This is a genomic window from Pseudomonas sp. A-RE-19, assembly GCF_019956555.1.
In the GTDB taxonomy this organism is placed as follows: Bacteria; Pseudomonadota; Gammaproteobacteria; order Pseudomonadales; family Pseudomonadaceae; genus Aquipseudomonas.
In genome coordinates this window covers 121,711-144,388 of sequence record NZ_JAHBDQ010000004.1, presented here as the reverse complement: position 1 = coordinate 144,388, position 22,678 = coordinate 121,711, and the positions used below count along the sequence as shown (strand labels likewise).

General features: G+C 59.0%; 30 protein-coding genes. 28 read left to right on the top strand and 2 right to left on the bottom strand.

Annotation, left to right across the window (positions count from 1 at the left end):
* Positions 1–49: 49 nt before the first annotated feature.
* The 26 genes from KGB14_RS03625 to recX all read left to right on the top strand — a co-directional run bounded on the left by KGB14_RS03625 (position 50) and on the right by recX (position 19,446).
* Entirely contained in the window at positions 50–784 is a 735-nt protein-coding gene (locus KGB14_RS03625; RefSeq protein WP_223484165.1) for a helix-turn-helix transcriptional regulator, read from the top strand.
* A 527-nt stretch (positions 785–1,311) separates the two neighbouring features.
* Positions 1,312–1,659, top strand: coding sequence for a phage holin family protein (locus tag KGB14_RS03620; RefSeq protein ID WP_223484132.1), 348 nt, complete (start codon positions 1,312–1,314; stop codon positions 1,657–1,659).
* A 128-nt stretch (positions 1,660–1,787) separates the two neighbouring features.
* On the top strand, positions 1,788–2,372 hold the full coding sequence (locus tag KGB14_RS03615; RefSeq protein WP_223484131.1) for a hypothetical protein: 585 nt from the start codon (positions 1,788–1,790) through the stop codon (positions 2,370–2,372).
* Positions 2,369–2,551, top strand: coding sequence for a DUF2635 domain-containing protein (locus KGB14_RS03610; protein ID WP_007907211.1), 183 nt, complete (start codon positions 2,369–2,371; stop codon positions 2,549–2,551). The genes KGB14_RS03615 and KGB14_RS03610 overlap by 4 nt, the downstream gene beginning before the upstream one ends.
* Positions 2,551–4,047, top strand: coding sequence for a phage tail sheath subtilisin-like domain-containing protein (locus KGB14_RS03605; protein WP_223484130.1), 1,497 nt, complete (start codon positions 2,551–2,553; stop codon positions 4,045–4,047). Before KGB14_RS03610 ends, KGB14_RS03605 begins: the two co-directional genes overlap by 1 nt.
* A gap of 67 nt (positions 4,048–4,114) precedes the next feature.
* Positions 4,115–4,462: a phage tail tube protein gene (locus KGB14_RS03600; protein WP_007907215.1), complete on the top strand. Its 348-nt coding sequence runs from the start codon at positions 4,115–4,117 to the stop codon at positions 4,460–4,462.
* Positions 4,459–4,755, top strand: a complete 297-nt coding sequence (locus KGB14_RS03595; protein WP_123719832.1) for a phage tail assembly protein — start codon at positions 4,459–4,461, stop codon at positions 4,753–4,755. The genes KGB14_RS03600 and KGB14_RS03595 overlap by 4 nt, the downstream gene beginning before the upstream one ends.
* Before the next feature lie 130 nt (positions 4,756–4,885).
* A complete protein-coding gene (locus KGB14_RS03590; protein WP_223484129.1) occupies positions 4,886–6,385 on the top strand; it encodes a phage tail protein in 1,500 nt (499 codons plus the stop codon).
* On the top strand, positions 6,372–7,610 hold the full coding sequence (locus KGB14_RS03585; RefSeq protein ID WP_223484128.1) for a DNA circularization protein: 1,239 nt from the start codon (positions 6,372–6,374) through the stop codon (positions 7,608–7,610). The genes KGB14_RS03590 and KGB14_RS03585 overlap by 14 nt, the downstream gene beginning before the upstream one ends.
* A gap of 3 nt (positions 7,611–7,613) precedes the next feature.
* Complete coding sequence (locus tag KGB14_RS03580) at positions 7,614–8,657, top strand: phage baseplate assembly protein (RefSeq protein ID WP_223484127.1); 1,044 nt, start codon at positions 7,614–7,616, stop codon at positions 8,655–8,657.
* Between the two features lie 143 nt (positions 8,658–8,800).
* Positions 8,801–9,310, top strand: a complete 510-nt coding sequence (locus KGB14_RS03575; protein WP_038979176.1) for a phage baseplate assembly protein V — start codon at positions 8,801–8,803, stop codon at positions 9,308–9,310.
* Positions 9,310–9,708, top strand: coding sequence for a phage GP46 family protein (locus KGB14_RS03570; RefSeq protein ID WP_123719829.1), 399 nt, complete (start codon positions 9,310–9,312; stop codon positions 9,706–9,708). The genes KGB14_RS03575 and KGB14_RS03570 overlap by 1 nt, the downstream gene beginning before the upstream one ends.
* On the top strand, positions 9,698–10,741 hold the full coding sequence (locus KGB14_RS03565) for a baseplate J/gp47 family protein (protein WP_223484126.1): 1,044 nt from the start codon (positions 9,698–9,700) through the stop codon (positions 10,739–10,741). The genes KGB14_RS03570 and KGB14_RS03565 overlap by 11 nt, the downstream gene beginning before the upstream one ends.
* The gene (locus KGB14_RS03560; RefSeq protein WP_223484125.1) at positions 10,729–11,328 is read left to right on the top strand and encodes a YmfQ family protein; all 600 of its coding nucleotides are present in this window, start codon (positions 10,729–10,731) and stop codon (positions 11,326–11,328) included. Before KGB14_RS03565 ends, KGB14_RS03560 begins: the two co-directional genes overlap by 13 nt.
* A gap of 11 nt (positions 11,329–11,339) precedes the next feature.
* On the top strand, positions 11,340–12,194 hold the full coding sequence (locus KGB14_RS03555; RefSeq protein WP_223484124.1) for a hypothetical protein: 855 nt from the start codon (positions 11,340–11,342) through the stop codon (positions 12,192–12,194).
* 4 nt (positions 12,195–12,198) lie between these two features.
* Complete coding sequence (locus KGB14_RS03550; RefSeq protein ID WP_223484123.1) at positions 12,199–12,849, top strand: hypothetical protein; 651 nt, start codon at positions 12,199–12,201, stop codon at positions 12,847–12,849.
* A gap of 168 nt (positions 12,850–13,017) precedes the next feature.
* Positions 13,018–14,115 carry a phage tail protein gene (locus tag KGB14_RS03545; protein ID WP_223484122.1) on the top strand — a complete coding sequence of 366 codons (1,098 nt, stop codon included), beginning with the start codon at positions 13,018–13,020 and terminating at the stop codon, positions 14,113–14,115.
* A gap of 7 nt (positions 14,116–14,122) precedes the next feature.
* Positions 14,123–14,689 carry a tail fiber assembly protein gene (locus KGB14_RS03540; RefSeq protein ID WP_223484121.1) on the top strand — a complete coding sequence of 189 codons (567 nt, stop codon included), beginning with the start codon at positions 14,123–14,125 and terminating at the stop codon, positions 14,687–14,689.
* A 34-nt stretch (positions 14,690–14,723) separates the two neighbouring features.
* Complete coding sequence (locus tag KGB14_RS03535) at positions 14,724–14,972, top strand: phage tail assembly chaperone (RefSeq protein ID WP_317851009.1); 249 nt, start codon at positions 14,724–14,726, stop codon at positions 14,970–14,972.
* 11 nt (positions 14,973–14,983) lie between these two features.
* Positions 14,984–15,724 (top strand): hypothetical protein, encoded by a 741-nt coding sequence (locus KGB14_RS03530; protein ID WP_223484120.1) that lies wholly within the window; start codon positions 14,984–14,986, stop codon positions 15,722–15,724.
* Positions 15,725–15,726: 2 nt separating this feature from the next.
* Entirely contained in the window at positions 15,727–16,158 is a 432-nt protein-coding gene (locus tag KGB14_RS03525; RefSeq protein ID WP_223484119.1) for a phage tail assembly chaperone, read from the top strand.
* A gap of 31 nt (positions 16,159–16,189) precedes the next feature.
* Positions 16,190–16,753: a glycoside hydrolase family 19 protein gene (locus KGB14_RS03520; protein ID WP_223484118.1), complete on the top strand. Its 564-nt coding sequence runs from the start codon at positions 16,190–16,192 to the stop codon at positions 16,751–16,753.
* Complete coding sequence (locus tag KGB14_RS03515) at positions 16,735–17,253, top strand: lysis system i-spanin subunit Rz (RefSeq protein WP_223484117.1); 519 nt, start codon at positions 16,735–16,737, stop codon at positions 17,251–17,253. Before KGB14_RS03520 ends, KGB14_RS03515 begins: the two co-directional genes overlap by 19 nt.
* Before the next feature lie 80 nt (positions 17,254–17,333).
* On the top strand, positions 17,334–17,834 hold the full coding sequence (locus KGB14_RS03510) for a CinA family protein (protein WP_223484116.1): 501 nt from the start codon (positions 17,334–17,336) through the stop codon (positions 17,832–17,834).
* 83 nt (positions 17,835–17,917) lie between these two features.
* Positions 17,918–18,970, top strand: a complete 1,053-nt coding sequence (gene recA, locus KGB14_RS03505) for a recombinase RecA (protein WP_008072704.1) — start codon at positions 17,918–17,920, stop codon at positions 18,968–18,970.
* Positions 18,971–18,978: 8 nt separating this feature from the next.
* The gene (gene recX / locus KGB14_RS03500; protein ID WP_223484115.1) at positions 18,979–19,446 is read left to right on the top strand and encodes a recombination regulator RecX; all 468 of its coding nucleotides are present in this window, start codon (positions 18,979–18,981) and stop codon (positions 19,444–19,446) included.
* A gap of 44 nt (positions 19,447–19,490) precedes the next feature.
* Here the strand turns inward: recX and KGB14_RS03495 are convergent, their stop codons facing one another.
* Positions 19,491–20,609 carry a TIGR00730 family Rossman fold protein gene (locus KGB14_RS03495; protein WP_223484114.1) on the bottom strand — a complete coding sequence of 373 codons (1,119 nt, stop codon included), beginning with the start codon at positions 20,607–20,609 and terminating at the stop codon, positions 19,491–19,493.
* 486 nt (positions 20,610–21,095) lie between these two features.
* On the opposite strand from KGB14_RS03495, the gene KGB14_RS03490 reads away from it, so the two are divergent.
* Positions 21,096–21,290, top strand: coding sequence for a hypothetical protein (locus tag KGB14_RS03490; RefSeq protein WP_223484113.1), 195 nt, complete (start codon positions 21,096–21,098; stop codon positions 21,288–21,290).
* Here the strand turns inward: KGB14_RS03490 and KGB14_RS03485 are convergent, their stop codons facing one another.
* On the bottom strand, positions 21,291–21,722 hold the full coding sequence (locus KGB14_RS03485; RefSeq protein WP_223484112.1) for a quorum-sensing-regulated virulence factor family protein: 432 nt from the start codon (positions 21,720–21,722) through the stop codon (positions 21,291–21,293).
* A gap of 189 nt (positions 21,723–21,911) precedes the next feature.
* Here KGB14_RS03485 and KGB14_RS03480 point away from each other — a divergent pair, with 189 nt between their 5' ends.
* On the top strand, positions 21,912–22,670 hold the full coding sequence (locus KGB14_RS03480) for a tRNA-uridine aminocarboxypropyltransferase (RefSeq protein WP_223484111.1): 759 nt from the start codon (positions 21,912–21,914) through the stop codon (positions 22,668–22,670).
* Positions 22,671–22,678 lie beyond the last annotated feature (8 nt).

The following is a 22,678-nucleotide window of genomic DNA, read 5'->3' as shown; positions in this document are numbered from 1 at the left end:
TGCAAATCAGCATTTGTCTTCCGAAAAAAGATCAAGCACTATGCGCGTTATGCAAAAACGCAACGTTTCTACCGTCTTAAGAGCACTGCTCGACCAGCACGGGATCTCCCCCACGGAGCTTCACCGTCGCACCGGCGTGCCTCAATCCACTCTCTCGCGGATTCTCAGCGGGAAGATTGTCGATCCTTCGGATAAACATATTTCGAAGATTGCCGAATACTTCTGCGTGAGCACCGATCAGTTGCGCGGGCGCGCGGATGTTGTGCCCGCGACAAATGCCGGGCGCGATCAATTGCATTCGGAACTCAAGGACATAAGCCTGTGGGACGACGATACGCCAGTCGATGATGACGAGGTGTCGGTCCCCTTTCTTCGCGAGGTTGAATTGGCTGCTGGATCAGGAAGATTCGTCATCGAAGAAAGCGAGCGCTCTAGCCTGCGCTTCGGCAAACGCAGCTTGCGTCACAACGGTGTGCAGTTCGACCAGGCCAAATGCGTCACCGTGCGCGGCAACAGCATGTTGCCGGTGCTGCGCGATGGCGCCACGGTCGGGGTGAATGCCGGCAAATGCGGGATTGGCGACATCGTCGACGGCGACCTGTACGCCATCAACCACAACGGCCAGTTGCGGGTGAAACAGCTTTATCGCCTGCCGACAGGGATTCGCCTGCGCAGCTTCAATCGCGATGAGCATCCAGACGAGGACTACAGCTTCCAGGAAATTCAGGAAGAACAGATCGTCATCCTCGGTCACGTCTTCTGGTGGGGCATGTACGCCCGTTAACCTCACCGCTGTCAGATAAAACCCGCTGCCCGGCGGGTTTTTTTTCGCCTGCCAAAAACGGCCAATGCCTTTGTCTGCGGGGCTTTCATGCGCTCGTGCATTTGTTGTGCATAAATAAATGCATTTATGCATTGACTGTATATGCATCCATGCATATTCTTCGTCTCAAGCAGCTCAACAAAGCGGCTCGAGATGAAGCTCTTTAGTTCCACCACAAAGGCAGCGATGAACCGGCCTCAACGGTTCAGAGGGTTGGCAACTGACCCGGGTGTGCAGCGTAAAGCACCACAAGCAGTTATCCGGCGGGCAGGGACCGCGGTCGGAAAAACAATTTGAATGGATCCGTACCGCGCCAGTAGCGCCGAAAGATCAACTTCCTTTTTTGTACACAGGATTAAAGGAAGGCGAAGGACCGCATTACTGAAAAGCCCGGCGGCCAAATGCCGGGCTTTTTGGAATGCCTACCTCAAGAGACATCGTTTGAACCCAACACACATCACTCATCAATCACCCCCAGGAGGCGTGACATGACAAACGAGCAACAAGCGTTGCTGGACATGCCGATCTGGCTGGTCATTCTCCTCGCCGTGGCGGGCGGAGTGTCCGGCGAAATGTGGCGCGCCGACAAGGAGGGCGCCCGTGGCTGGTCGCTGCTACGGCGTCTGGCCCTGCGCTCCGGCGCCTGCATGATCTGCGGAGTGTCGGCCATCATGCTGCTATACGCCGCCGGTGTGTCGATCTGGGCCGCCGGTGCCTTTGGTTGCCTCACGGCGATGGCCGGTGCGGACGTGGCGATCGGATTGTACGAACGCTGGGCCGCCAAGCGGATCGGCGTTTGCGAAGTGCCACCGCGCGATACGTCTCAGGATCATTGAGCCCTAGATCTTAAGGAGCGTCATCCACAGTGCATACCGCACTGACCCGCAAGGACGCGGGTTTCCCACGGCCAGTACCGTTCACTCAAACCCGCCGCGGCGGGTTTTTTATTGCCCGGTGAAGAACCATGAAGATCACAGCCCTGATCACGCAACTGCGTGAGCAATGCCCAACCCTGGCCAATCGTGTGGCTGCCGGCATCGACCTCGCCACGCTGCAAGCCAACACCCCGTTGCAAACACCTTGCGCCTATGTGGTGCCGATTGCCGATCTGGCCAGCAAGAGCGTTGCACAAAACCTGACGCTGCAACCCATCCGCGACCGCTTCGAAGTGACCCTGGTGCTCGACACCACGGACGCTACAAAAGCGCTGGATCTGTTGCATGACCTGCGCGCCGAGCTGTGGCGGGCGCTGGTGGGGTTCAAGCCTGGTGGTAGTTACGACGCCATCGAATATGACGGCGGCGAACTGGTTTCCATCAACAGCAGCCGCGTGTTGTATCGCCTGCGCTTTTTTGCCGAATTCCAGCTCGGTCGCAATCTGCCGGGGCAACCGGCGGAGAGCTGGCACGAGCGTGAACTGGACGGTTTGTCGTCCTTTACCGGGGTCACCGTGCGAGTCGATGCGATCGATCCGGCAGACCCCAATCTGCAACGCCCAGGCCCCGACGGGCGCCTGGAACTGACTTTCTCTGGAGACGTAACCCCATGAGCAAACGCATCACCGTGCTGCCGGCCCCGGGCCGTGTCGTGCCGGACCCGGAAGCGGGCGATCTGTTGCCCCTCGAGGGCCGTGAAGTGCCGGACAACGCCTGGTGGCGTCGACGTCTGGCCGATGGCGATATCACTACCAAAGCCGTGAAAGCGGCGAAACCACAGGGAGCCAAATAATGGCGATCGGATTCAGCAACATCCCCGCGGACATCCGTGTTCCGCTGTTCTACGCCGAAATGGACAACTCGGCTGCCAATAGCGCGTCGTCGGCCATGCGCCGCCTGATCGTCGCTCAGGTCAACGACAATATTGCGCCAGCCGATGTCGGCAAACTGGTGCTGGTGTCCAGCGTGGCGCTGGCCAAAAGCATTGGCGGCCAAGGCTCGATGCTCGCCTCGATGTATGAAACCTGGCGCAAGACCGACCCGATCGGCGAGATCTGGTGCCTGCCGCTGCACAACACTGAAGGCAGCATGGCCAAAGGTGTGCTGACCCTGACCGGTGCGGCGACTCAAAGCGGCGTGCTCAACCTGTACGTTGGTGGCGTTCGCGTTCAAGCGGCCATCGTCAACGGTGCCACTGCGGCGCAAGCGGCCACGGCCCTGGCGCTGAAAATCAATGCCGCTGCGGATCTGCCAGTCAGCGCTGCGGCGGTCGAAGGTGTGGTCACCCTGAGCGCCAAATGGACGGGCGACAGCGGCAACGACATCAGCCTGCAATTCAATCGCCTGGGCAAGAGCAACGGCGAAGAAACCCCGGCAGGCCTGACTTCGGCCATCACTGCCATGACCGGCGGCGCCGGCGTGCCGGATCAAGTGGCCGCCGTGGCGGCGCTGGGCGATGAACCGTTCGAGTTCATCTGCATGCCGTGGTCGGATCTGTCGACCCTCAACACCTGGCAAGCCGTCATGGATGACAGCACCGGTCGTTGGTCCTGGGCCAAGCAATTGTTCGGTCACGTCTACAGCGCCAAGCGCGGCACCATCGGTACGCTGGTGGCGGCCGGTCAGGCGCGTAACGACCAGCACATGACTATCCAGGCGCTGGAACCGGGCGTACCGCAACCGTTCTGGGTACAGGCCGCTGCACTGGCTGCACGCACCTCGGTGTTTATCTCTGCCGACGCCAGCCGTCCGACCCAAAGCGGCAGCCTGCCGGGTCTTGACCCGGCACCGGCGAGCGAGCGTTTCACCCTGACCGAGCGTCAGTCGCTGCTCAACTACGGTATCGCCACCGCCTACTACGAAGGCGGCTACGTGCGCATTCAGCGTTCGATCACCACCTATCAGAAGAACGCCTATGGCCAGGCAGATAACTCCTACCTGGACAGTGAAACCATGCACCAGTCGGCGTTCATCGTGCGTCGTCTGCAAAGCGTGATCACCAGCAAATACGGTCGCCACAAACTGGCCTCCGACGGCACCCGTTTTGGCGCCGGCCAACCGATCGTTACCCCGAGCACCATTCGCGGCGAGCTGATCGCCCAGTACGCCAAGCTCGAACTGGAAGGCCACGTGGAAAACGCCGAGCTGTTCGCCGAACACCTGATCGTCGAGCGCGATGTTCAGGACCCGAGCCGGGTCAACGTGCTGTTCCCGCCGGATTACATCAACGGCCTGCGCGTGTTTGCGCTGCTCAACCAGTTCCGTCTGCAGTACGACGACGCGGCGTGATCGCTGCCTTTGACTGTGTGAATTCGGCCCACCGCGTGTGGGCTTTTTATTTGAAGGGAGAAACACCATGGGTCAACTGATTGCGGGCACCTGCTACGTCAAAGTGGACGGCGCTCAACTGACCATCAACGGCGGCTGCGAAGCACCCTTGATGGCCGTTAAACGGGAAACCGTCGTGCCGGGCTTCTACAAGGAAACCGACATTGCGCCGTCGTTCAAAGTGACGGCGCTGCACACCGCGGACTTCCCGCTCAAACAACTGATCGCAGGCACTGACATGACCGTCACCTGCGAATTCAGCAACGGCAAAGTCTACGTACTGGCCGGCGCCTACCTGGTGGAAGAACCGGTATCCAAAGGCGATGACGCCACCATCGAACTGAAATTCGAAGGCATCAAGGGGACCTGGCAATGAGCAACGCCGTGAAGCTTCAAGTTGCGATCGAAGCGCACGGCGAGCCCTTGACCGAACTCAACCTGCGCCGGCCGACGGTGCAGGAAGTGCGGGCGATCAAGGCGCTGCCATACAAGATCGACAAGAGCGAAGAAGTCAGCCTCGACATGGACGTCGCGGCCAAATACATCGCCGTGTGCGCCGGCATCCCGCCGTCGTCGGTCAATCAGTTGGATCTGGCGGACCTCAACGCGTTGAGTTGGGCTGTCGCGAGTTTTTTCATGAGTGCGGCGTCGGAGCCATCACCGACCTGATTTCAGTCGCCTATGACCTGGCCTGGTTCTGGAAGGTTGACCCCGAACAGATGATGGCCAGGCCTTTGGATGTGCTCCGCGAATCGCTGGAGCACGCGCAACGGATCAATGCGATGCAGCAGGTGCAGTGATGGCAGACACACAAACGAAAGAGAAAACATCGGTGCTGCTCACGGGCATCGATGAACTGTCACCCAAGCTCGGCGCCCTTCGGGCAAAAGTCGAGAGTTTCAAAAAAAACCTGGAACAGACCGGCCTCGGCAAGCTGGACATCAGCGGTCTGTTCAAGGGTGGCAGCGTGATCACACCGTTCGTGGACGGGATCAAGGCGTCTGCTGCGTTCCAGGGCAAATTGGCCGAGGTCGGCGAGTCAGCCGAAAGCGTTGATTTGCCGAAGGCGCCAGCGAGCGCGACGCAAAACATGAATGTGTTCAGTCGGTCGATAGAGCAGGTGTCGATCGCAGCCAACACCGCCTTGCAGCCTGCCGTCGCTACGGTAACGGCAGGTCTTCAACCTTTGTTGCTTGGGTTTGGCAGTCTGCTTGATGACAACCCGAAACTGGTCGAAGGCCTGGCGGCAGGTGCCATTGCGTTTTCGGCGATGCAAACGGCCGTGACCGGCGCGACGCAAGTGTTCGATCTGATGAACATGGTCCTCAAGACCAATCCGATCATGCTGATTGCCATGGGCATTGCCGTGGCGGCCGGTTTGATCATTGCCAACTGGGAGCCGATTTCGACATTTTTCGTTGGGCTCTGGCAAAAGGTTGTCGGTTATTGGGCGCCGATCAGCGGAGTTTTCTCGGATATTTTTGATCGAGTGAAAGCTGTCGTGAGTGCGGGATTCGATTTCCTTAAAGCGTGGTTTGCCTGGACGCCCTACGGAATGGTCCTGAACAACTGGGGGGCCGTTGTCGGTTTGTTTGCGGCCATCTGGGACCTGCTCATGGCACTGATCGTGCCGGTGAAGGAGAAACTGCGCAGCCTGTTCGACTGGGTGCCGCTGGACGCCATTGCCGCGGCTTGGGATCAGGTGCCTGCCATTTTCTCGGGCTACTGGGAGTCAATCAGGCTTGGGGCGCAGACGTTCTTTTCCTACCTCAGCGGCCTGTTCACTTGGTCGCCCTTGGACGCACTGAGCGAAACATGGGCATCTGTGGTTCAGTTTTTCAGTGAAAAAGCGGAAAAGCTTCGGGCCATTCTGGCGCCCATCCAGGAGATGCTGGGCGGTAGTTTTGGTGGTTTTATCGCCAAAATTACCGGGAAGGTTGAAGGCTTCACCCAGGTGCAACAGAAAACCAATGCCGAAGGCAAAGGTGAGTTTGCGCCGGTGGCAGCGTTTTTTGGTGCCGCTTCCGAGCCACCCTCAAACGCGCTGACGGCTCCCGGCAGTTTGCCGCTCAAGTCGCCGATGCAGTCCGGTTCTCTGACACAAACCTCAAACACACTGATCCAGCAAACCGCCGCCAACAACCGCACGCAACTCGAAGGCGGCCTCACCGTGCGTTTCGACAATGCACCACAGGGCTTGCGTGTCGATCAGGCACAGACCAATCAACCGGCGCTGGCGATGAATTCGCGCATCGGCTATCGCTCACTGTCTCTGGGAGGTTCCAATGAACTGGCGTGACCGTTTGTTGCCGGCATCCTTTCGCGGTGTCGGTTTCTGGGTCGATCAGGCGAAAACCCCGGTCGGCCACAAGGGCCAGTTGCACGAGTATCCGCAACGTGACCAGCCGTATTTCGAGGGCCTTGGCCAGCAGGCGAGGATCCACGATCTGACGGCCTTCATCGTTGGCGCCGATTGCCTGGAGCAGCGCGACAAACTGCTCAAGGCGCTGGAGCAGGGCAGTGGTGAACTGGTCCACCCGTGGTTGGGGCGGATGCAGGTCAAGGTCGGTGAATGCGACATGACCCAGACCCGCCAGGACGGCGGGCTGGTGACCTTCGCCCTGAAATTCTACCCCGATCAACCCCTGCAATTTCCGACGGCCACGGTCAGCACGCAAAAGGTGCTGCTGTCATCGGCGGACACCCTGCTGGGCTCGGCGGTGGCGCGCTTCGAACAGGCCATGACCCTGATCAAGGCCGCACGGATCGGCATCGCCAATCTGCGCAACAGCCTGGCCGGGGTCTATGAAGTGATCCAGGAACAGCTCAAACCGTTGATCGAGCAGTACCGGCAAATCAGCGACCTGGTCAAAGCGGTCAAGGAATTGCCCAAGGAAGTGGTCGCGGAATTCAAGGGACTGCTCGGTGACATCAAGGCGCTCAAGGACTTCGCCAAAGAGGGCTATCGTGGCGTGATTGCCAACGTTTCCCAGCAGATCGAAGCCATCCGCAAAGCCGATGCACCGAAACTCACCACCGGCAAGGACACCACGGCGGCGGCGCAAGCCATGGCCGATCTGGTGCAGGACACGCTGCTGGTGAAGGTGGCGCAATGGGTCGCCTCGATGCCTGTGGCGTCGACGCCGGTGAAACTGACCTCGCAGCCGTCGCTGGATCATCAGACTCTGCAGCCGGTCACCCGTCAGGAAGTGCCGGTCACCGACGATTTGCAGGTGTTGCAAAAGGAGTTGAACGAAGCGATCCAACTGGCACTGAACAAGGCCAGCCCCGCGCACTATCAGGCCATCAACGACCTGAAGCAGAAATTGAATGCGCACCTCAAGGCGGTGGCATCGTCCGGTGTGCGGCTGGTCAGTAAATCCTTTCAGGAGAGCCTGCCTGCCGTCGTCGTCGCCTATCGGCAATTTGCCGATGCCACGCGGGTCACGGAAGTGACTCAACGCAACGGTGTTGCCCATCCGGGGTTCCTGCCGCCGAACGATGTGAAAGTCTCCGGGGAGTGAACCATGAACGACATGGATAACCGGGTCACCCTGACCGTCGGCGGCCTGGAATACGGTGGCTGGAAAAGCGTGGAAATCACCGCGGATCTGGAGCGCCAGTTCCGCACCTTCAAACTCAACATCACCTGGCAATGGCCGGGGCAGACCGTGGACAAACGGATCCAGCCCGGTGACGCCTGTGAAGTGCGCATCGGCCAGGATCTGGTGCTGACCGGGTATGTGTTCAAGGCGCCGATCAGTTATGACGGGCGGCAGATCAGCCTGAACATCGAAGGCAGTTCCTGCACCCAGGATCTGGTGGATTGCGCCGCGACCAACCGCCCGAACCAATGGCATGAGCAATCGCTGTTGAGCATCGTCGAAGCGCTGGCGATCACCTACAAGGTCTTTGTGGTCAGCGAAATTCCCGAGACCGCCCGGCTCAGCAGTCACACCATCGTGCCGGGGGAAACGGTGTTTCAATCCATCGACCGTTTGCTGACATTGTTCCGGGTGTTTTCTACCGATGATGCCCAGGGTCGGCTGGTGCTGGCCCGGCCTGGCAGTGGTGGCCGGGCCAGCGATGCGCTGGAGTTGGGCAAAAATATTCTGTCGGCCAACGCGCCGATGGATTACAGCCAGGTGTTCTCCGAATACCGGGTGATCGGCCAGCACAAGGGCACGGACAAGAAGAGCGGGGCAGCGGTCAGCGAGGTTGAATCAGTGTCCGCCGACCTGAGCTACAAACGTCGGCGGGTCACGGTGATCAACGAAGGCATGCAGATCAATCCCGATCTCGCCTTGCAACGGGCCAACTGGGAAAGCGCCACCCGCGTGGGCAAGGCCAAAGCCACCACGTATCAGGTGCAGGGCTGGCGGCAATCGAACGGCGATCTGTGGCGTCACAACACGCAGGTCAGGGTCAAGGATCCGGTGCTGGGGTTTGATGACGACATGCTGATCTCGAAGGTGACCTACTCGCTGTCGGCGCAAGGTTCGCTCACCACCCTGCACGTCGCACCGCCGCATACCTTCGACGCCAATCCAGAGCCCCCCAAAAAGGCCTGAGCCCGACACCTGAACCTGTGGGAGCGAGCCTGCTCGCGATGGCAGCTTCATATCCAACATCGAGCTGAATGACCCGCCGCCATCGCGAGCAGGCTCGCTCCCGCAGTGGATCGTGTCCGGGCCAATTCTCTGAAGGAAATCCAATGAGCCTACTGACACGCCTCCTGGCGCGCGGCACTGTCGTGCTCGCCAACTCGGCCACCAAGCTTCAATCGCTGCAAATGCGCCTCACCGCCGGTGAAGTGAACGACGACATGGAGCACTTCGAACCCTACGGTTTCACCAGCAATCCGCTGGCCGGCGCCGAAGGTATCGCCACCTTTCTGGGCGGTGATCGCTCCCACGCCATCGTGCTTGTGGTCGCCGACCGTCGCTATCGCCTCCAGTCCCTGGCCGCTGGCGAAGTGGCGATCTACACCGATGAAGGCGACAAAATTCACTTCAAGCGCGGGCGGATCATCGACATCGAAACCGCCACCCTGAACATTCGCGCCAGCAGCGCGGTGAACATCGACACACCGACCCTGACCCAGACCGGCAAGATCGTCTCCCAGGGCGACCAGATTGCCGGCGGCATCAGCCAGATCAAACACGTGCATGTCGGCGTTCAAGCGGGCAACGGCCAGACCGGCGTACCGGCGGGAGGGCAGTGATGTTGATCAGCCAAAACCTCCACGCCGCACTGACCCGTTCAGTGCTGATCAGCCTGTTCACCTGGCGCCGCGCCGCCGATGACGATGCCCTCGACGACGAAGAACGTTTCGGCTGGTGGGGCGACACCTTTCCTACGGTGGCCGATGACCGTATCGGTTCGCGGTTGTGGCTGCTGCGCCGGGTCAAGCTGACCCGACAAACCCAGATGGACGCCGAGTTCTATGCCCGCGAAGCCCTGCAATGGCTGATCGACGACGGCCATTGCAGCGCCATCGACATCATCAGCGAACGCCTCGACGCCCAGCGCCTGAACCTGCGCACGGTCCTGACCCTGGCCGACGGCGAGCGCCTGGACATCAACCCTGATAACAGTTGGCAGGTGATCTATGCCGTTTGAAACCCCTTCGCTGCCGGTGCTGATCAAGCGCACCCAAAGCGACCTGGCCAGCGACTCGCTGCGCCAGTCCGATGCGCAAGTGCTGGCCCGCACCCTCGGTGGCGCCGCCTATGGTCTGTATGGCTACCTGGACTGGATCGCCGAGCAGATCCTCCCGGACAAGGCCGATGAATCGACCCTGGAACGGATCGCCGCACTGCGTCTGAACCAGCCGCGCAAACCCGCACAAGCGGCCAGCGGCAGCGTCAGCTTTACTGCCAGCGCTGGCGCGGTGCTGGACATTGATACCCTGCTGCAATCGAGCGACGGTCGCATTTACAAAGTCACCGCCGCGCGCACCACCAGCAATGGCCTCAACAGCACCACCATCGCTGCGCTCGAGGCCGGCAGCCTGGGTAATGCCGAGGCCGGGCTGGCGCTGATTCCGGTGCAGCCGATCGCCGGTATCGTCGGCAATAGCTTCACCGTGCTGGCGCCAGGGCTCAGCGGTGGTGTGGCGCGGGAAAGCCTGGAGTCGCTGCGTTCGCGAGTGATCCGCTCCTACCGCATCATCCCTCACGGCGGTTCGGCGCAAGACTATGAAACCTGGGCCCTCGAATGCTCGGGCGTGACTCGCGCCTGGTGCCGTGGCGGTTTGTTGGGGCCTGGCACGGTCAGCCTGTTCATCATGCGTGACGACGACCTGCAACCGGTGCCGAACGACGAACAACTGGCCGAAGTCCAGGCCTACATCGAGCCTCTGCGCCCGGTCACTGCCGAGGTGCATGTGCAGCGGCCGGTTCAGGTGCCCGTCGTCTATCACCTGACCGTGAATCCCGACACCACCGCCGTACGCGCGGCAATCGAAGCGCAATTGCGTGACCTGCATAACCGCGAAGCCGACCTGGGGATGTCCTTGCTGGTGAGTCACATCCGCGAAGCCATCAGCAGCGCCAGTGGTGAATACGACCACACACTCACGTCGCCCGTCGCCGATGTCCCCGCCAACAAAAGCGAACTGCTGACGTTCGGAGGTTGCGTATGGGGGGCATAAGAACCGCCGCGCAATACCACGCCCAACTGCGCAGCCTGTTGCCCAGCGGCCCGGCCTGGGATCCCGAACGAGTCCCTGAGCTCGAAGAAGTTCTCGAAGGCGTCGCTCAGGAATTGGCCCGCCTCGACGCCCGCGCCGCAGACTTGCTCAACGAGATGGACCCGACCGGCATCAGCGAACTGGTGCCCGACTGGGAACGGGTGATGAACCTGCCCGACCCGTGCCTGGGCGCCACGCCACTGTTCGATGACCGCCGCCTCGCTGTGCGCCGCCGCCTGCTTGCGGTCGGCAGTCAGGCCGTCGGCTACTACCTCGACATCGCCAAAAGCCAGGGCTACCCGAACGCCACTATCACCGAGCTGGAAGCCCCGCGCATGGGGCGTTCGAGCTTCGGTGCGGCGCACTGGGGCACTTGGGAAGCGCAGTTCATGTGGACGCTCAATACCGGTGGGCGATTGCTGCTGGGCCGGCGTTTTGGGGCGAGTTACTGGGGCGAGCGTTTCGGCGTGAATCCAGGCTCGGCACTGGAATGCCTGATCCACCGCAGCGCACCGGCGCATACCAGGGTGCACATCAATTATGACTAGGGAGTAGAGGGATGGATTATCCGAAGAGTGTGCCCAGTGCCGGGTTGGTGAATGGGAAGTTTGTGGATGAGAACCCGCTGACCGGGACGCCGGGATCGTTGATTCCGGCGGATTGGGGGAATGGGGTGACGAGTGAAATTCTTGAGGTGATTACTGCTGCCGGTTTGACGCCCAGCGAATCAAATCTGACGCAACTCTTGAGTGCCATTCGCAGCATCAGTCGTTCGACTGCCGGCCTTGGGATCCAGCGTTTCACCGCAAATGGCAGCTTCACCGTACCTGCCGGTGTAACGAAGATTTGGCTCAGCGGTTGTGCTGGCGGTGGCGGCGGCGGTGCTTGCCCCGGGGGCACCAGTGCGACAGCTTCAGGCGGCAGCGGTGGCGGGGCAGGTCAACCGGTGATCAAACTGATGGTGACGGTGATACCAGGACAGGTGATTCCGATAGTCATCGGGGCGGCAGGTATCGGGGGAAGCGGTAATGTGACTGCAACGGCTGGTGGCAACACGTTGGTCGGTACTTCAGGTGCGCTGCTCGTGCTATCTGGCGGTAGCCCAGGTCCTTCAGGTGTCAACATGGCGGGATTTGTTCCGGGGCCTACGGGTGGTCAAGGCTTTCCAGCGGGAGGGGATGCAACAGATACAACGCCTAATGCGGCGGCGGGTTACGGGGGGCAGGGGGCAAGCGGACCTTTTGGCGCAGGAGGCAATTCTGCCCGTTCTGGCACAGGCTCAGGGTATCCCGGGAAGTCGGCCTATGGCTTCGGTGCCGGGGGCAGTGGTGCCGGCGGTTATTACATTCCTGGTGTCGGCATCGGGCAGCCCGGAGGTCAGGGAGCACCTGGCCTCATGATCATCGAATGGTGAAAACATGACAAAACAAGTGCTTTATTGCCAAGCAACCGGCTTGATCATTGAATGGCAAGACACCGATCTGTTTGCTTACGCTGCCCCCACGGTCGCTAATGGCGCTCTACCGATCACTGCTGAGCAATGGGTTCAGAAAGAGTTACCGCACCTTGTATTTAATGGTGAGCTGACAAAAGTCGAAACGCCGCAACCCTCACCATCCCATTACTGGGATGGTACTCAGTGGGTGCTGAGCCTTGCAGATGCGGCGGAATCGGAGAGTCTGGATGCTGAGCAACTTTGTGCCCGTGTGGACGCGGCGGCAGACAGCGCTCGCCAAGTCATTGCCGGCGATCCACTTCTCACCCTGGAGTATGCAAAAGCTGCGACGGATGCGCAGGCATTCAAGGATGAGGGTTATCCAAAAAAGGCCGTGCCACTGGCTATATCTGCGTGGGTCGTCAAAGGCCGAACAGCCAAACAAGCCGCCGACGAGATTCTCGAAAAAGCCGCTCAATTCAATGAGAGTTTACTGACGCTTCGCACCCTCCGGTTGAAGGCCAAAGAGAAAATCAAGGCACATATCGCCAAGGGCAAGATGGACTTGGCCAGGGACGCCAGTGATGAGGCGGTTATGGCTATTGGTAATTTACTCATGGTGCAGGAAGTCTAATTGAGCGTGTTTCGATCTTCTCCGCTCTTGTATTGAGACAGATTCAGTTCGACTGCCTGCAAGCCATATACCCACTCACCGAGTGGGTTTTTTTTGCTCACTACATCCCGGGACACCTGCACCAGCGTGGGGTTCGGTCATTTGTTATTCCAAGAGGAGGATAAAAATATGGATTATCCAAAGAGTGTACCCAGCGTCGGGCTGGTCGATGGCCGGTTTGTCGATGAAAACCCCGTCGCCGGGACGCCTGGATCATTGATTCCGGCGGTCTGGGGCAACAGCGTGACCCAAGAAATTGTGAGCGTGATCGAAGGTGGCGGATTGGTTGCCTCTGAAGCGGACACCAGCCAGTTGCTCAAGGCCATCCAGGTGATTGTCGGCACATCCAGCCCGATGCGTTCTCTAGTGACTCGGCTCTCTGCGTCCAAGGCGCTGAGTGAGCAAGAACTCGGCCTTGTGCTGATCGACGGCAGCCCCGGCGTAATGACCGTCACTCTGCCTGCGGCCAATGCAGGACTTGGTGTGCGTGACGTCATTCTTCGTCGTGTGGATAACAGCGGCAATCGCCTTGTCGTCCGGGCCGCCGGCACGGATCGCATTCGATTCCATACCCAACTTTCGCCGTCCGGCTATCCCTTTCTGGTATTGATGGGGAGCGGTGACTGGTGGCATTTGCGCAGTACCGGTGACGGTAACTGGTGGCCGGTCGGGCGGCATGATGCTACCCCTCTCGGGCGGCAGGTATTAGACACCACCGTACTGATTAGTCCGGGTGGTTATGGCGCGCTGAATGGCAGTCTGTTGTTGCGCAGTGAATGGCCCTGGTTGTGGGACTTCGCCCAGTCCTCCGGGGCGCTGACCACTGAAGCCGGTCGCGCGGGCAGGGAGGGCGGATGGACCAGTGGCGATGGCGCGTTGAACTTTCGCATTCCGGAAGTGCGTGGCGAGTTTCTGCGTGTACTTGATGAGTCCCGAGGTCTGGATGTCGGGCGCGCAGCTGGCAGCCTTCAGGGGCATTCCCTACAAAGCCACAACCACTATTTGCCAACCGGCACGGGGTCTTCCTTCCGTCCGGCCCCCGCAATTCCGGATGGCGTCTGGAGTGTTTCAAGCGACGTCAATTTTTACCCAACCAATGGAACGATCGCGACGACGTACCCCAATCCGGCGTTCGACTCTGAAACCTACATCGGCAACATCGGTAATTTTTCGGGAGAAACCCGCCCGCGAAACATCGCTTATCCCGGCCGTATCAAACTGATCTGAGGTGCACATGTTCAATTACCTGATAGACGACAGTGGTGCGCTGTTCGGGCCTGTCGAGTTTCCGGTCGTGCCGGGTGTCGGCGTACAACTGCCGAGCAACGCTGTGGCATTGAGTCTCGAACTTTCTCCACCGCCCGACGGATTTGCCTGGGCTTATGTCAAGGGTGCTTTACAACAGCAAGCCGACTTTCGTGGTGATGTTTATCGCACCGACACGGGCCTTAGGGAAACATGGACGACGTTGGGAGAGTTGCCGGAAGGTTTCACCACACAGCCGTGGCCGGGCGGTTTTCACATGTGGATCGATAACACCTGGAAAATCGATGAAGCAGCCCGGTTGGAGGATCTCAAAAAAGTCGTTTTGGTCCAGCGCGATGCTCTTCTTCGTGACGCCGTCCTGCGTATTGCGCCCCTCCAATACGCTGAGGATATCGGCGATGCCAGCCATGAAGAGCAACTGCAATTGCTGGAGTGGAAGCTCTATAGCGTGGAGTTGAATCGTATCGAACAACAGGCCGGTTTCCCCAAGGAGATCACCTGGCCTGTTGTGCCTGTCTCGGAGGAAAAGGCCTGAGTTCTACACGTCGAATACGAAGAGCGAAGAGTCATTGGGGCAGGAACTTGTCTGGCGCCAATCCATTCTGGCGGCCAGTCAATGGCTGACGACGCGCCATCGTGATGAGCAGGAGCTTGGACGCGTGACAACGCTCACGGTGAAACAGTACCTGGAGTTGCTTGAGTACCAACAAGCGTTGCGCGACTGGCCTGTCGCCGAAAGCTTTCCAGCCATGGTTGCCCGACCGGAGGTTCCTGGCTGGTTAGCAGATGTTTTTGCCAGAGAATGTTTTGACATATAGGAGAGATTGGCATGGATTATCCGATAAGTGTGCCTAGTGCTGGTTTGGTAAATGGGAAGTTCGTGGATGAAAATCCGCTGACCGGAGTACCGGGGTCGTTGATTCCGGCAAGTTGGGGGAACGGTGTTACACAGGAGATCCTCGGGGTTATTGAGAGTGCCGGGGGGATTGCTGATGAGAATGATAATGCTCAGTTGAAAACGGCGATTACCAATCTGATCACAAAAAAGCAGAGTGAAAGCCTGGCGGGTCAAGAGGACGCTGAGGCAGGTACTAATATCGCTAAATTGATGACCCCGCTGCGTGTTTTTCAGGCCATTGCAAAGAGAGTGGTTCAGGCGACGGAATCAGTTGTAGGGACTGCAAAAATAGCCTCGCAGGCCGAGGTCAATGCTGGGGTGAGTGACGCGTCCATTGTGACACCCAAAAAACTGAGGCTTGGATTTTTGGTGAGGCTTGGCGCCTCTGGGTATATCGTTTTTCCCTCGTGGATGGGGAACCTCATCATTCAATGGATCACCGGTACAGCAAGTCAGGCCGCTAATGGTGGTTATGGCGATCTTAATTTATGGCCGTTGGCGTTTCCCAATGCACTGTTTGTGGCAGTTGCAACCCATGAAGGTACGGCCTCCGGGACTTCTTTGATATGGACTAATAATCTGTCAGTGAGCCGGCTTGTCGGAATTAATGTGCGTTGCCCGGATTGGCCTACCAATTCAATTGCCGCCAGGGTTATCGGAATAGGGTATTGAACATGTATTATTTTTCACCTGGTACTTCAGGTTTTTATCATTCAGGGTTACATGGATCAGATATACCTTCGGATGCATTCGAACTTAGCGATGAAGAGTATGGCTCGCTGGTGATCGATGCCCCCGAAGGTACAGTTCTCTCCTTGAACAGTGATGGGCGCCCGGAGCGGATTTTACTGGCGGTGCAATCCCGTTCGGACATTGAACGGGCTTGGCGAAGCAAGACGCTGGAAATGACTCAGTGGCTCGTCGTTCGCGATAGTGAAGAGCTGGAAATGGGTGAAGGCACAACATTGACCGCCGTACAGTTCAAGGAGTTGCTTGCTTACAGGCAGAAACTGAGGGATTGGCCGTTGGCGCCGAATTTTCCTGAAGTCGAATATCGTCCCGTCGAACCTGTCTGGCTTGAAGGCACCCTGCGGAAAAACAATTAACCCCTTTAACGCGATAGAGTGAATAGTTTCAATGTCTGTCACGGACGAGCAAGTTCTAAGCATCATGCCCAACGCCCGCTCCCAAGCGGGCGTTTTCATTTCCACCCTGAACACCGCCATGTCACACCGCAACATCAACACCCCCAAACGCATCGCCGCCTTCCTCGCGCAAGTCGGTCACGAATCGGGGCAGTTGCAGTACGTACGTGAACTGGGCAACAACCAATACCTGAGCAAATACGACACCGGCATCCTGGCCGCCCGTTTGGGCAACACTCCAGAACCCGACGGCGACGGTCAAAAATACCGTGGCCGTGGCCTGATCCAGATCACCGGCCGCAACAACTACCGCCAGTGCAGCCTCGGGCTGTTTGGCGATGAACGTCTGCTGTCTCTGCCTGAACTGTTGGAGCAGCCCCAATGGGCGGCCGAGTCAGCGGCATGGTTCTGGGAGCAGAACGGCTTGAATGAATTGGCCGACCGCGACCAGTTCAACAGCATCACCCGTCGTATCAACGGCGGGTTGAACGGCTTGCAGGATCGTCTGGAAATCTGGGCGCGGGCGAGGGCGGTGCTATGCCAGCCTTCGGTCTGATCGGCTGGCGACTGATCGGTCTGCTGGTGTTGGCCGGTTGTTCAGCGGCGCTGGCCTGGCAGTTTCAGGATTGGCGCTACGGCCGGCAACTGGCGGAGCAGGCCGGGCTGCACGCTGAGGCCCTTAATCAACTGACTCAGGCGTCCGCCACGCAGCAACAGGCCGAGCAGAACAAACGTCTGGCCCTGGAACAACGGCTGTCGGCCAGTGAACAAACCCATTATCGAGCGCTTAGCGATGCCGAACGTGATCAAGGTCGCCTGCGCGATCGTCTTGCCACTGCTGATGTGCGCCTGTCAGTCCTCCTCGACGCCCGTGATGCTGCCTCAACCTGTGCAGTGTCAGCCGCCTCCGGCACCGGCGGCATGGATCATGGCGCCCCGCGAGCCCGACTTGACCCGGCGCATGCTCAACGAATTATCGCCATCACCGACGCAGGCGATGGCGGACTGATTGCTCTGCAGGCGTGTCAGGCCTATGTCAGAGCCCTTGCGCGCTAACATTTTGATCGATCCTGAACCTTGCAAGCGTGATCGGCTCGTGTACGGTAGGTCTCATTCCGCTCGATCAGGAGAGAACCGTGAAAGATATCACCCAACTGGCTGCTGAACTGGGCAGGCGCTTGCAGGTTCTCAATGCCCACGTCACCACGGCCGAATCCTGCACAGGTGGCGGGATTGCCGAGGCGATCACTCGTATTCCGGGGAGTTCGGCGTGGTTCGAGGCTGGTTATGTCACCTACTCCAACCGCCAGAAAACCCAGCAATTGAATGTCCCGTCGGAGTTGTTTTCAACCGTTGGGGCGGTCAGTCGCGAGGTGGTCGAGGCCATGGTCCGTGGCGCGCAGGAAAAAAGCCGGGCACGTTTTGCCGTGGCGGTCAGCGGTGTCGCGGGGCCGGACGGCGGTTCGCCGGGCAAGCCCGTGGGCACGGTGTGGCTGGCTTGGGGCGTTGGCGAGCAGGTGTTCAGCGAAGTGCAGTACTTCCCCGGTAACCGTGACGAGGTCCGCCGACAAACGGTGAAGGCCGCGCTAGAGGGGCTGCTGCGGCATGCCGCTGGAGAAATCTCAAATCAGGGGTAGGCGATCCTGAAACGCTGTGGAATAATACTGGCTACTTATACAGGTGTTGGCCGTCAGGCCTTATTGATTACGTGAGGACTTTAATGGACGACAACAAGAAGAAAGCCTTGGCTGCGGCCCTGGGTCAGATCGAACGTCAATTCGGCAAGGGTGCCGTAATGCGTATGGGCGATCAGGACCGTCAGGCGATCCCGGCCATTTCCACTGGCTCTCTGGGTCTGGACATCGCGCTCGGCATTGGCGGTCTGCCAAAAGGCCGTATCGTTGAGATCTACGGTCCTGAATCCTCCGGTAAAACCACCCTGACGCTGTCGGTGATCGCCCAGGCTCAAAAAGCCGGCGCGACCTGCGCATTCGTCGATGCTGAACACGCTCTCGACCCTGAGTACGCCGGCAAACTGGGCGTCAACGTCGATGACTTGCTGGTCTCCCAGCCGGACACTGGTGAGCAGGCCCTGGAAATCACCGACATGCTGGTGCGTTCCAACGCGGTTGACGTGATCATCGTCGACTCCGTGGCGGCTCTGGTGCCAAAGGCTGAAATCGAAGGCGAAATGGGTGACATGCACGTGGGCCTGCAAGCCCGTCTGATGTCCCAGGCGCTGCGTAAAATCACCGGTAACATCAAGAACGCCAACTGCCTGGTGATCTTCATCAACCAGATCCGCATGAAGATCGGCGTGATGTTCGGCAGCCCGGAAACCACCACCGGTGGTAACGCGCTGAAGTTCTACGCATCGGTTCGTCTGGACATCCGCCGTACTGGCGCGGTGAAAGAAGGTGATGAAGTCGTCGGTAGCGAAACCCGCGTCAAAGTCGTGAAGAACAAGGTGGCTTCGCCGTTCCGTCAGGCCGAGTTCCAGATTCTTTACGGCAAGGGCATCTACCTCAACGGTGAGATGATCGACCTGGGTGTTCTGCACGGTTTTGTCGAGAAATCCGGTGCATGGTATGCCTACGAAGGCACCAAGATCGGTCAGGGTAAGGCCAACTCGGCCAAGTTCCTGGCGGACAACCCGGAGATCGCCGCGAAACTTGAGAAGCAACTGCGCGACAAGTTGCTGTCTCCAGCGCCGGACGTCAAAGCATCGCCGGTCAAAGAGACGGCTGATGACCTGGCTGACGCTGACATCTGATTGATCCGATGACCGCCGTACTCGATACACTCGTCGCGGTGCGGCGAACCGCAATGGACCTGCTCGCGCGACGCGAGCACGGTCGAGTCGAGCTGACGCGTAAGCTGCGTCAGCGCGGCGCCCTCCCTGAAATGATCGATACAGCACTCGACCGCTTGACGGAAGAGGGCCTGCTGTCCGAATCCCGTTACCTCGAGAGCTTCGTTTCCTACCGTGCCCGTTCCGGTTATGGGCCTTTGCGAATTCGCGAAGAGTTGAGCCAGCGCGGCCTGCAACGTACCGACATCGAACTCGCCTTGCGCGAGAGCGGTATCAACTGGCAGGAACAACTGGAAGACACCTGGCGGCGCAAATTCTCGGGGCATTTACCGATAGATGCCCGGGAACGCGCCAAACAGGGCAGGTTCCTGAGCTATCGCGGTTATTCCATGGAAATGATCGGTCGGTTGTTCAGCGGTCGAGGGATGGACGATTAAATAAAACGGCTCGCTATTTCGATAGCGGGCCGTTTTTTTGTGCCTCACATCACCTTGTACGGTACCCGTGTGCGTTGTTTCGCCTGGGGGTTGGATTGGGCCCAGTTTTCCGGCAGGTTGATGTAATCCACCAACTCCCGCAGACGGCCATGATCACGGGCGTTGAAGGTGAAGGACAGTCGCGCCAGATGGCTGAACTGCGGTTCGTCGTGCTCCTCACCGCTGTAGGCGTGCTGATGGAAATGATCGCTCAGGCACAGGTCGGCGAATGCCTCCTGCATATGCTCGAGCGCCCGATCGCTGAGCTTGTGATTCATGCGAATCACGAACTGATGCTTGAGCCAGCGGCTGGAGTGGAAGTTGCTGTAGAACTGGTTGATCTGCTCCACTGCCTCTTCGGCGCTGTAGACCAGGCTCAACAGCTTCATGTCGGTCGGCAGGATGTAGCGATTTTCCTCCAGTTGATGGTGAATGAAGTCCAGCGCGCCTTGCCAGAACTTGCCGCCCGGCGCGTCCAGTAGCACCACGGGCACCAGCGGACTTTTGCCGGTCTGGATCAGGGTCAGCACTTCCAGCGCTTCATCCAGAGTGCCAAATCCGCCTGGGCACAGCACCAGCGCATCGGCTTCCTTGACGAAGAACAGTTTGCGGGTAAAGAAAAAGTGGAAGGGCAGCAGATTCCCGGTGCCATTGACGGTGGGATTGGCATGTTGCTCGAAGGGCAGGGTGATATTGAATCCCAGGCTGTGTTCCAGTCCGGCACCTTCATGGGCCGCCGCCATGATGCCGCCACCGGCACCGGTGATGACCATCATGTCCGAGCGCGCCAAGGCCGCGCCAAGTTCTCGGGCCAAACCATAAAGCGGGTGTTCTATCGGTGTGCGGGCCGAGCCGAAAACGGTGACTTTGCGTCGCCCCTTGAACTGCTCCAGCACACGGAAGGCATGCTCGAGTTCGCGCAGGGCTTGCAGGGTGATCTTGGCGTTCCAGCGGTTGTGATCTTCCTGAGCCATGCGCAGCACAGTGAGGATCATGTCGCGGTAAATCGGGATGTTGGGGCTGTTGGGTGAAACCAGGTTGAGTTGTTCTTCGACCTTGCTGGTGAGGTCGTGGCCGCTTTCTTGAAAATGACGGCTTAGGAGGTCATTCGGTTGGTAAGGCATTCAACTTCTCCTTCTGCACAGAACCCTCGGCCCGACAAAACAATCGTCGGTGCCGCGACACCCCTTGTGTCGCTGTCTGCCCAAGCCCATGCCTGGGCGCTCCATCTGACTCGTTTGCAATCGAGCCATCCATACGGGCTCTGTTTATCCCTTGAATGAAAGAAACGTTCGCACAATAAGACGCGCAATGGGCAGCCCCTTTTCTGCCCTGAAAAAAATCAACGTGAACACTTTGAATTTAGACCCTCGCAACGATTTGCGCTGCTTGATCATTGCGCCGCAAAGTCTTTCCTGGCAACCGCTTATTGACGATTTGCAAGGTGCTTTCACCGCTCGTCTGAACGCAAGCCGTATGTCCTGCGCTCTGATTTACTAAGTTACAGGCGTGACACGACAACTTTGCGTCAATGGCAGGACGCAACGTTCAAGCAATTCAGGGATTTGCGTGATCAACGACGATCAATGCGTGCAGGGAGGCGGGAAACCATGCCCAGAGTCACTCTGGAGATCGATGCGCAACTGTATCGATTGCTGGAAGCATCGGCCGAGACCCATCATTTGAGTCTCGAAGAGGAGTGCTGTCGACGCCTGGAGGGCGGGGAGCGGCGTTCGCGCTATTTACAGGCGTTGTTGGCAGAATTGCGCGCCGAGGATGAACAGCGGCGCGCCACTTCCCGCTAGTTACTTTTTCTTCGCCGGGGCCGGGGTCGCTTTCGGGCAATCCGATTCCTGGAAGCTTGCGGAGCCAACCGGGCGGTTGGTTTTCACTTCGGTGAAGTCATAACGCATGATCGCACCCTTGGCCATCAGCTTACGGAAGCCGTCGTTTCTGCAGACAGAGGCGCCAAGCTGGAAGTACACGGCTTTCGGATCGGCGCGCATCTTGTCGGCGTGGCTGCTTTGAACGCTCAGATGGTTGATCAGCTGTTTGCCTTCGACGGTATAACCCTGATCGAGAATGTCTTCGTTGATCGCCCGTGGAGTGCCGACGCTGCTTTGAGTAGCAACGTTTTGCAGCATTTTGCTCAGTTCCATGTCTTTCAGGGAAGCAGCCTGGGCGCTGAAGGACGACGCCAGCAAAACGGCAGCGGTGGGAACGATAAGGCGCAGCATGAAACTCTCCTGGTTCAGTGACTGGTGGTTCGACCTGTCACGTGACTGTGCGTTCAGTGGCGGCGAATTATAGGGGAGGTGGCCTGGACGGTACAGGCTTGCGCTGGCCGCTCTGATAAACTGCCACCACTTTCTGCCTTGCCGAGTGTTTTTTGTGTCGATTTCCCTTAGCCGACGGCGTTGCCCGCGATGAGTCCTACCCCAGCGTCCTTTGCGGTGAACGCCGTAGCCCGCTTGCGCGATGAGCGTGAAGAGGCGGGCATCAAGCCGATTCAGGCCCGTGGCTGGCGAGCAACCCGTTGCCGTGCCTGCCGCGTGATCGAGAGCCACTGTTTATGTGCCTGGCGCCCGCAGGTCGACACCCGTAGCGGCGTGTGCCTGATCATGACCAACAAAGAAGTGTTCAAACCGAGCAACACCGGTTGGCTGATTGCCGATGTGGTGCGTGACAACCATGCATTCATCTGGTCGCGTACTGAAGTCGATGAACAGTTGCTGGCACTGTTGGCCGACCCGCAGTGGCAGCCCTACCTGGTATTTCCCGGCGAATACGTAGCCCCCGAGCGAGTTACCCACAGCGTCGAGGTCGATAGCGCCAAGCGGCCACTGTTCATTCTGCTGGACGCCACCTGGACCGAAGCCCGGAAGATTTTCCGTAAAAGCCCTTATTTCGACGCGTTCCCGATTCTGAGCCTGCTTCCCGAGAAGCTTTCGCGGTACCGGTTACGCAGGTCCACCCGCAGCGAGCACCTGTGCACGGCCGAAGTGGCGGCGTTGTGCCTCGATCTAGCCGGTGATACCGAGGCTGCATCGGCACTGGACGCTTATTTTGATGTGTTCAGCCAGCATTACCTGGACGCTAAACATCAATTGGATATGAATGTGGCAACACCGGCTCACACCGAGCTGATGCCCTTCGTGCAGAGCGTGGCGCCCATCGTTTGCTGAGCGTCGCC

Coding starts and splice junctions, on each gene's coding strand:
- KGB14_RS03625 (WP_223484165.1), top strand. CDS start 50: ATGCAAAAACGCAACGTTTCTACCGTCTTAAGAGCACTGCTCGACCAG.
- KGB14_RS03620 (WP_223484132.1), top strand. CDS start 1,312: ATGACAAACGAGCAACAAGCGTTGCTGGACATGCCGATCTGGCTGGTC.
- KGB14_RS03615 (WP_223484131.1), top strand. CDS start 1,788: ATGAAGATCACAGCCCTGATCACGCAACTGCGTGAGCAATGCCCAACC.
- KGB14_RS03610 (WP_007907211.1), top strand. CDS start 2,369: ATGAGCAAACGCATCACCGTGCTGCCGGCCCCGGGCCGTGTCGTGCCG.
- KGB14_RS03605 (WP_223484130.1), top strand. CDS start 2,551: ATGGCGATCGGATTCAGCAACATCCCCGCGGACATCCGTGTTCCGCTG.
- KGB14_RS03600 (WP_007907215.1), top strand. CDS start 4,115: ATGGGTCAACTGATTGCGGGCACCTGCTACGTCAAAGTGGACGGCGCT.
- KGB14_RS03595 (WP_123719832.1), top strand. CDS start 4,459: ATGAGCAACGCCGTGAAGCTTCAAGTTGCGATCGAAGCGCACGGCGAG.
- KGB14_RS03590 (WP_223484129.1), top strand. CDS start 4,886: ATGGCAGACACACAAACGAAAGAGAAAACATCGGTGCTGCTCACGGGC.
- KGB14_RS03585 (WP_223484128.1), top strand. CDS start 6,372: ATGAACTGGCGTGACCGTTTGTTGCCGGCATCCTTTCGCGGTGTCGGT.
- KGB14_RS03580 (WP_223484127.1), top strand. CDS start 7,614: ATGAACGACATGGATAACCGGGTCACCCTGACCGTCGGCGGCCTGGAA.
- KGB14_RS03575 (WP_038979176.1), top strand. CDS start 8,801: ATGAGCCTACTGACACGCCTCCTGGCGCGCGGCACTGTCGTGCTCGCC.
- KGB14_RS03570 (WP_123719829.1), top strand. CDS start 9,310: ATGTTGATCAGCCAAAACCTCCACGCCGCACTGACCCGTTCAGTGCTG.
- KGB14_RS03565 (WP_223484126.1), top strand. CDS start 9,698: ATGCCGTTTGAAACCCCTTCGCTGCCGGTGCTGATCAAGCGCACCCAA.
- KGB14_RS03560 (WP_223484125.1), top strand. CDS start 10,729: ATGGGGGGCATAAGAACCGCCGCGCAATACCACGCCCAACTGCGCAGC.
- KGB14_RS03555 (WP_223484124.1), top strand. CDS start 11,340: ATGGATTATCCGAAGAGTGTGCCCAGTGCCGGGTTGGTGAATGGGAAG.
- KGB14_RS03550 (WP_223484123.1), top strand. CDS start 12,199: ATGACAAAACAAGTGCTTTATTGCCAAGCAACCGGCTTGATCATTGAA.
- KGB14_RS03545 (WP_223484122.1), top strand. CDS start 13,018: ATGGATTATCCAAAGAGTGTACCCAGCGTCGGGCTGGTCGATGGCCGG.
- KGB14_RS03540 (WP_223484121.1), top strand. CDS start 14,123: ATGTTCAATTACCTGATAGACGACAGTGGTGCGCTGTTCGGGCCTGTC.
- KGB14_RS03530 (WP_223484120.1), top strand. CDS start 14,984: ATGGATTATCCGATAAGTGTGCCTAGTGCTGGTTTGGTAAATGGGAAG.
- KGB14_RS03525 (WP_223484119.1), top strand. CDS start 15,727: ATGTATTATTTTTCACCTGGTACTTCAGGTTTTTATCATTCAGGGTTA.
- KGB14_RS03520 (WP_223484118.1), top strand. CDS start 16,190: ATGTCTGTCACGGACGAGCAAGTTCTAAGCATCATGCCCAACGCCCGC.
- KGB14_RS03515 (WP_223484117.1), top strand. CDS start 16,735: ATGCCAGCCTTCGGTCTGATCGGCTGGCGACTGATCGGTCTGCTGGTG.
- recA (WP_008072704.1), top strand. CDS start 17,918: ATGGACGACAACAAGAAGAAAGCCTTGGCTGCGGCCCTGGGTCAGATC.
- recX (WP_223484115.1), top strand. CDS start 18,979: ATGACCGCCGTACTCGATACACTCGTCGCGGTGCGGCGAACCGCAATG.
- KGB14_RS03495 (WP_223484114.1), bottom strand. CDS start 20,609: ATGCCTTACCAACCGAATGACCTCCTAAGCCGTCATTTTCAAGAAAGC.
- KGB14_RS03490 (WP_223484113.1), top strand. CDS start 21,096: ATGCCCAGAGTCACTCTGGAGATCGATGCGCAACTGTATCGATTGCTG.
- KGB14_RS03485 (WP_223484112.1), bottom strand. CDS start 21,722: ATGCTGCGCCTTATCGTTCCCACCGCTGCCGTTTTGCTGGCGTCGTCC.
- KGB14_RS03480 (WP_223484111.1), top strand. CDS start 21,912: ATGAGTCCTACCCCAGCGTCCTTTGCGGTGAACGCCGTAGCCCGCTTG.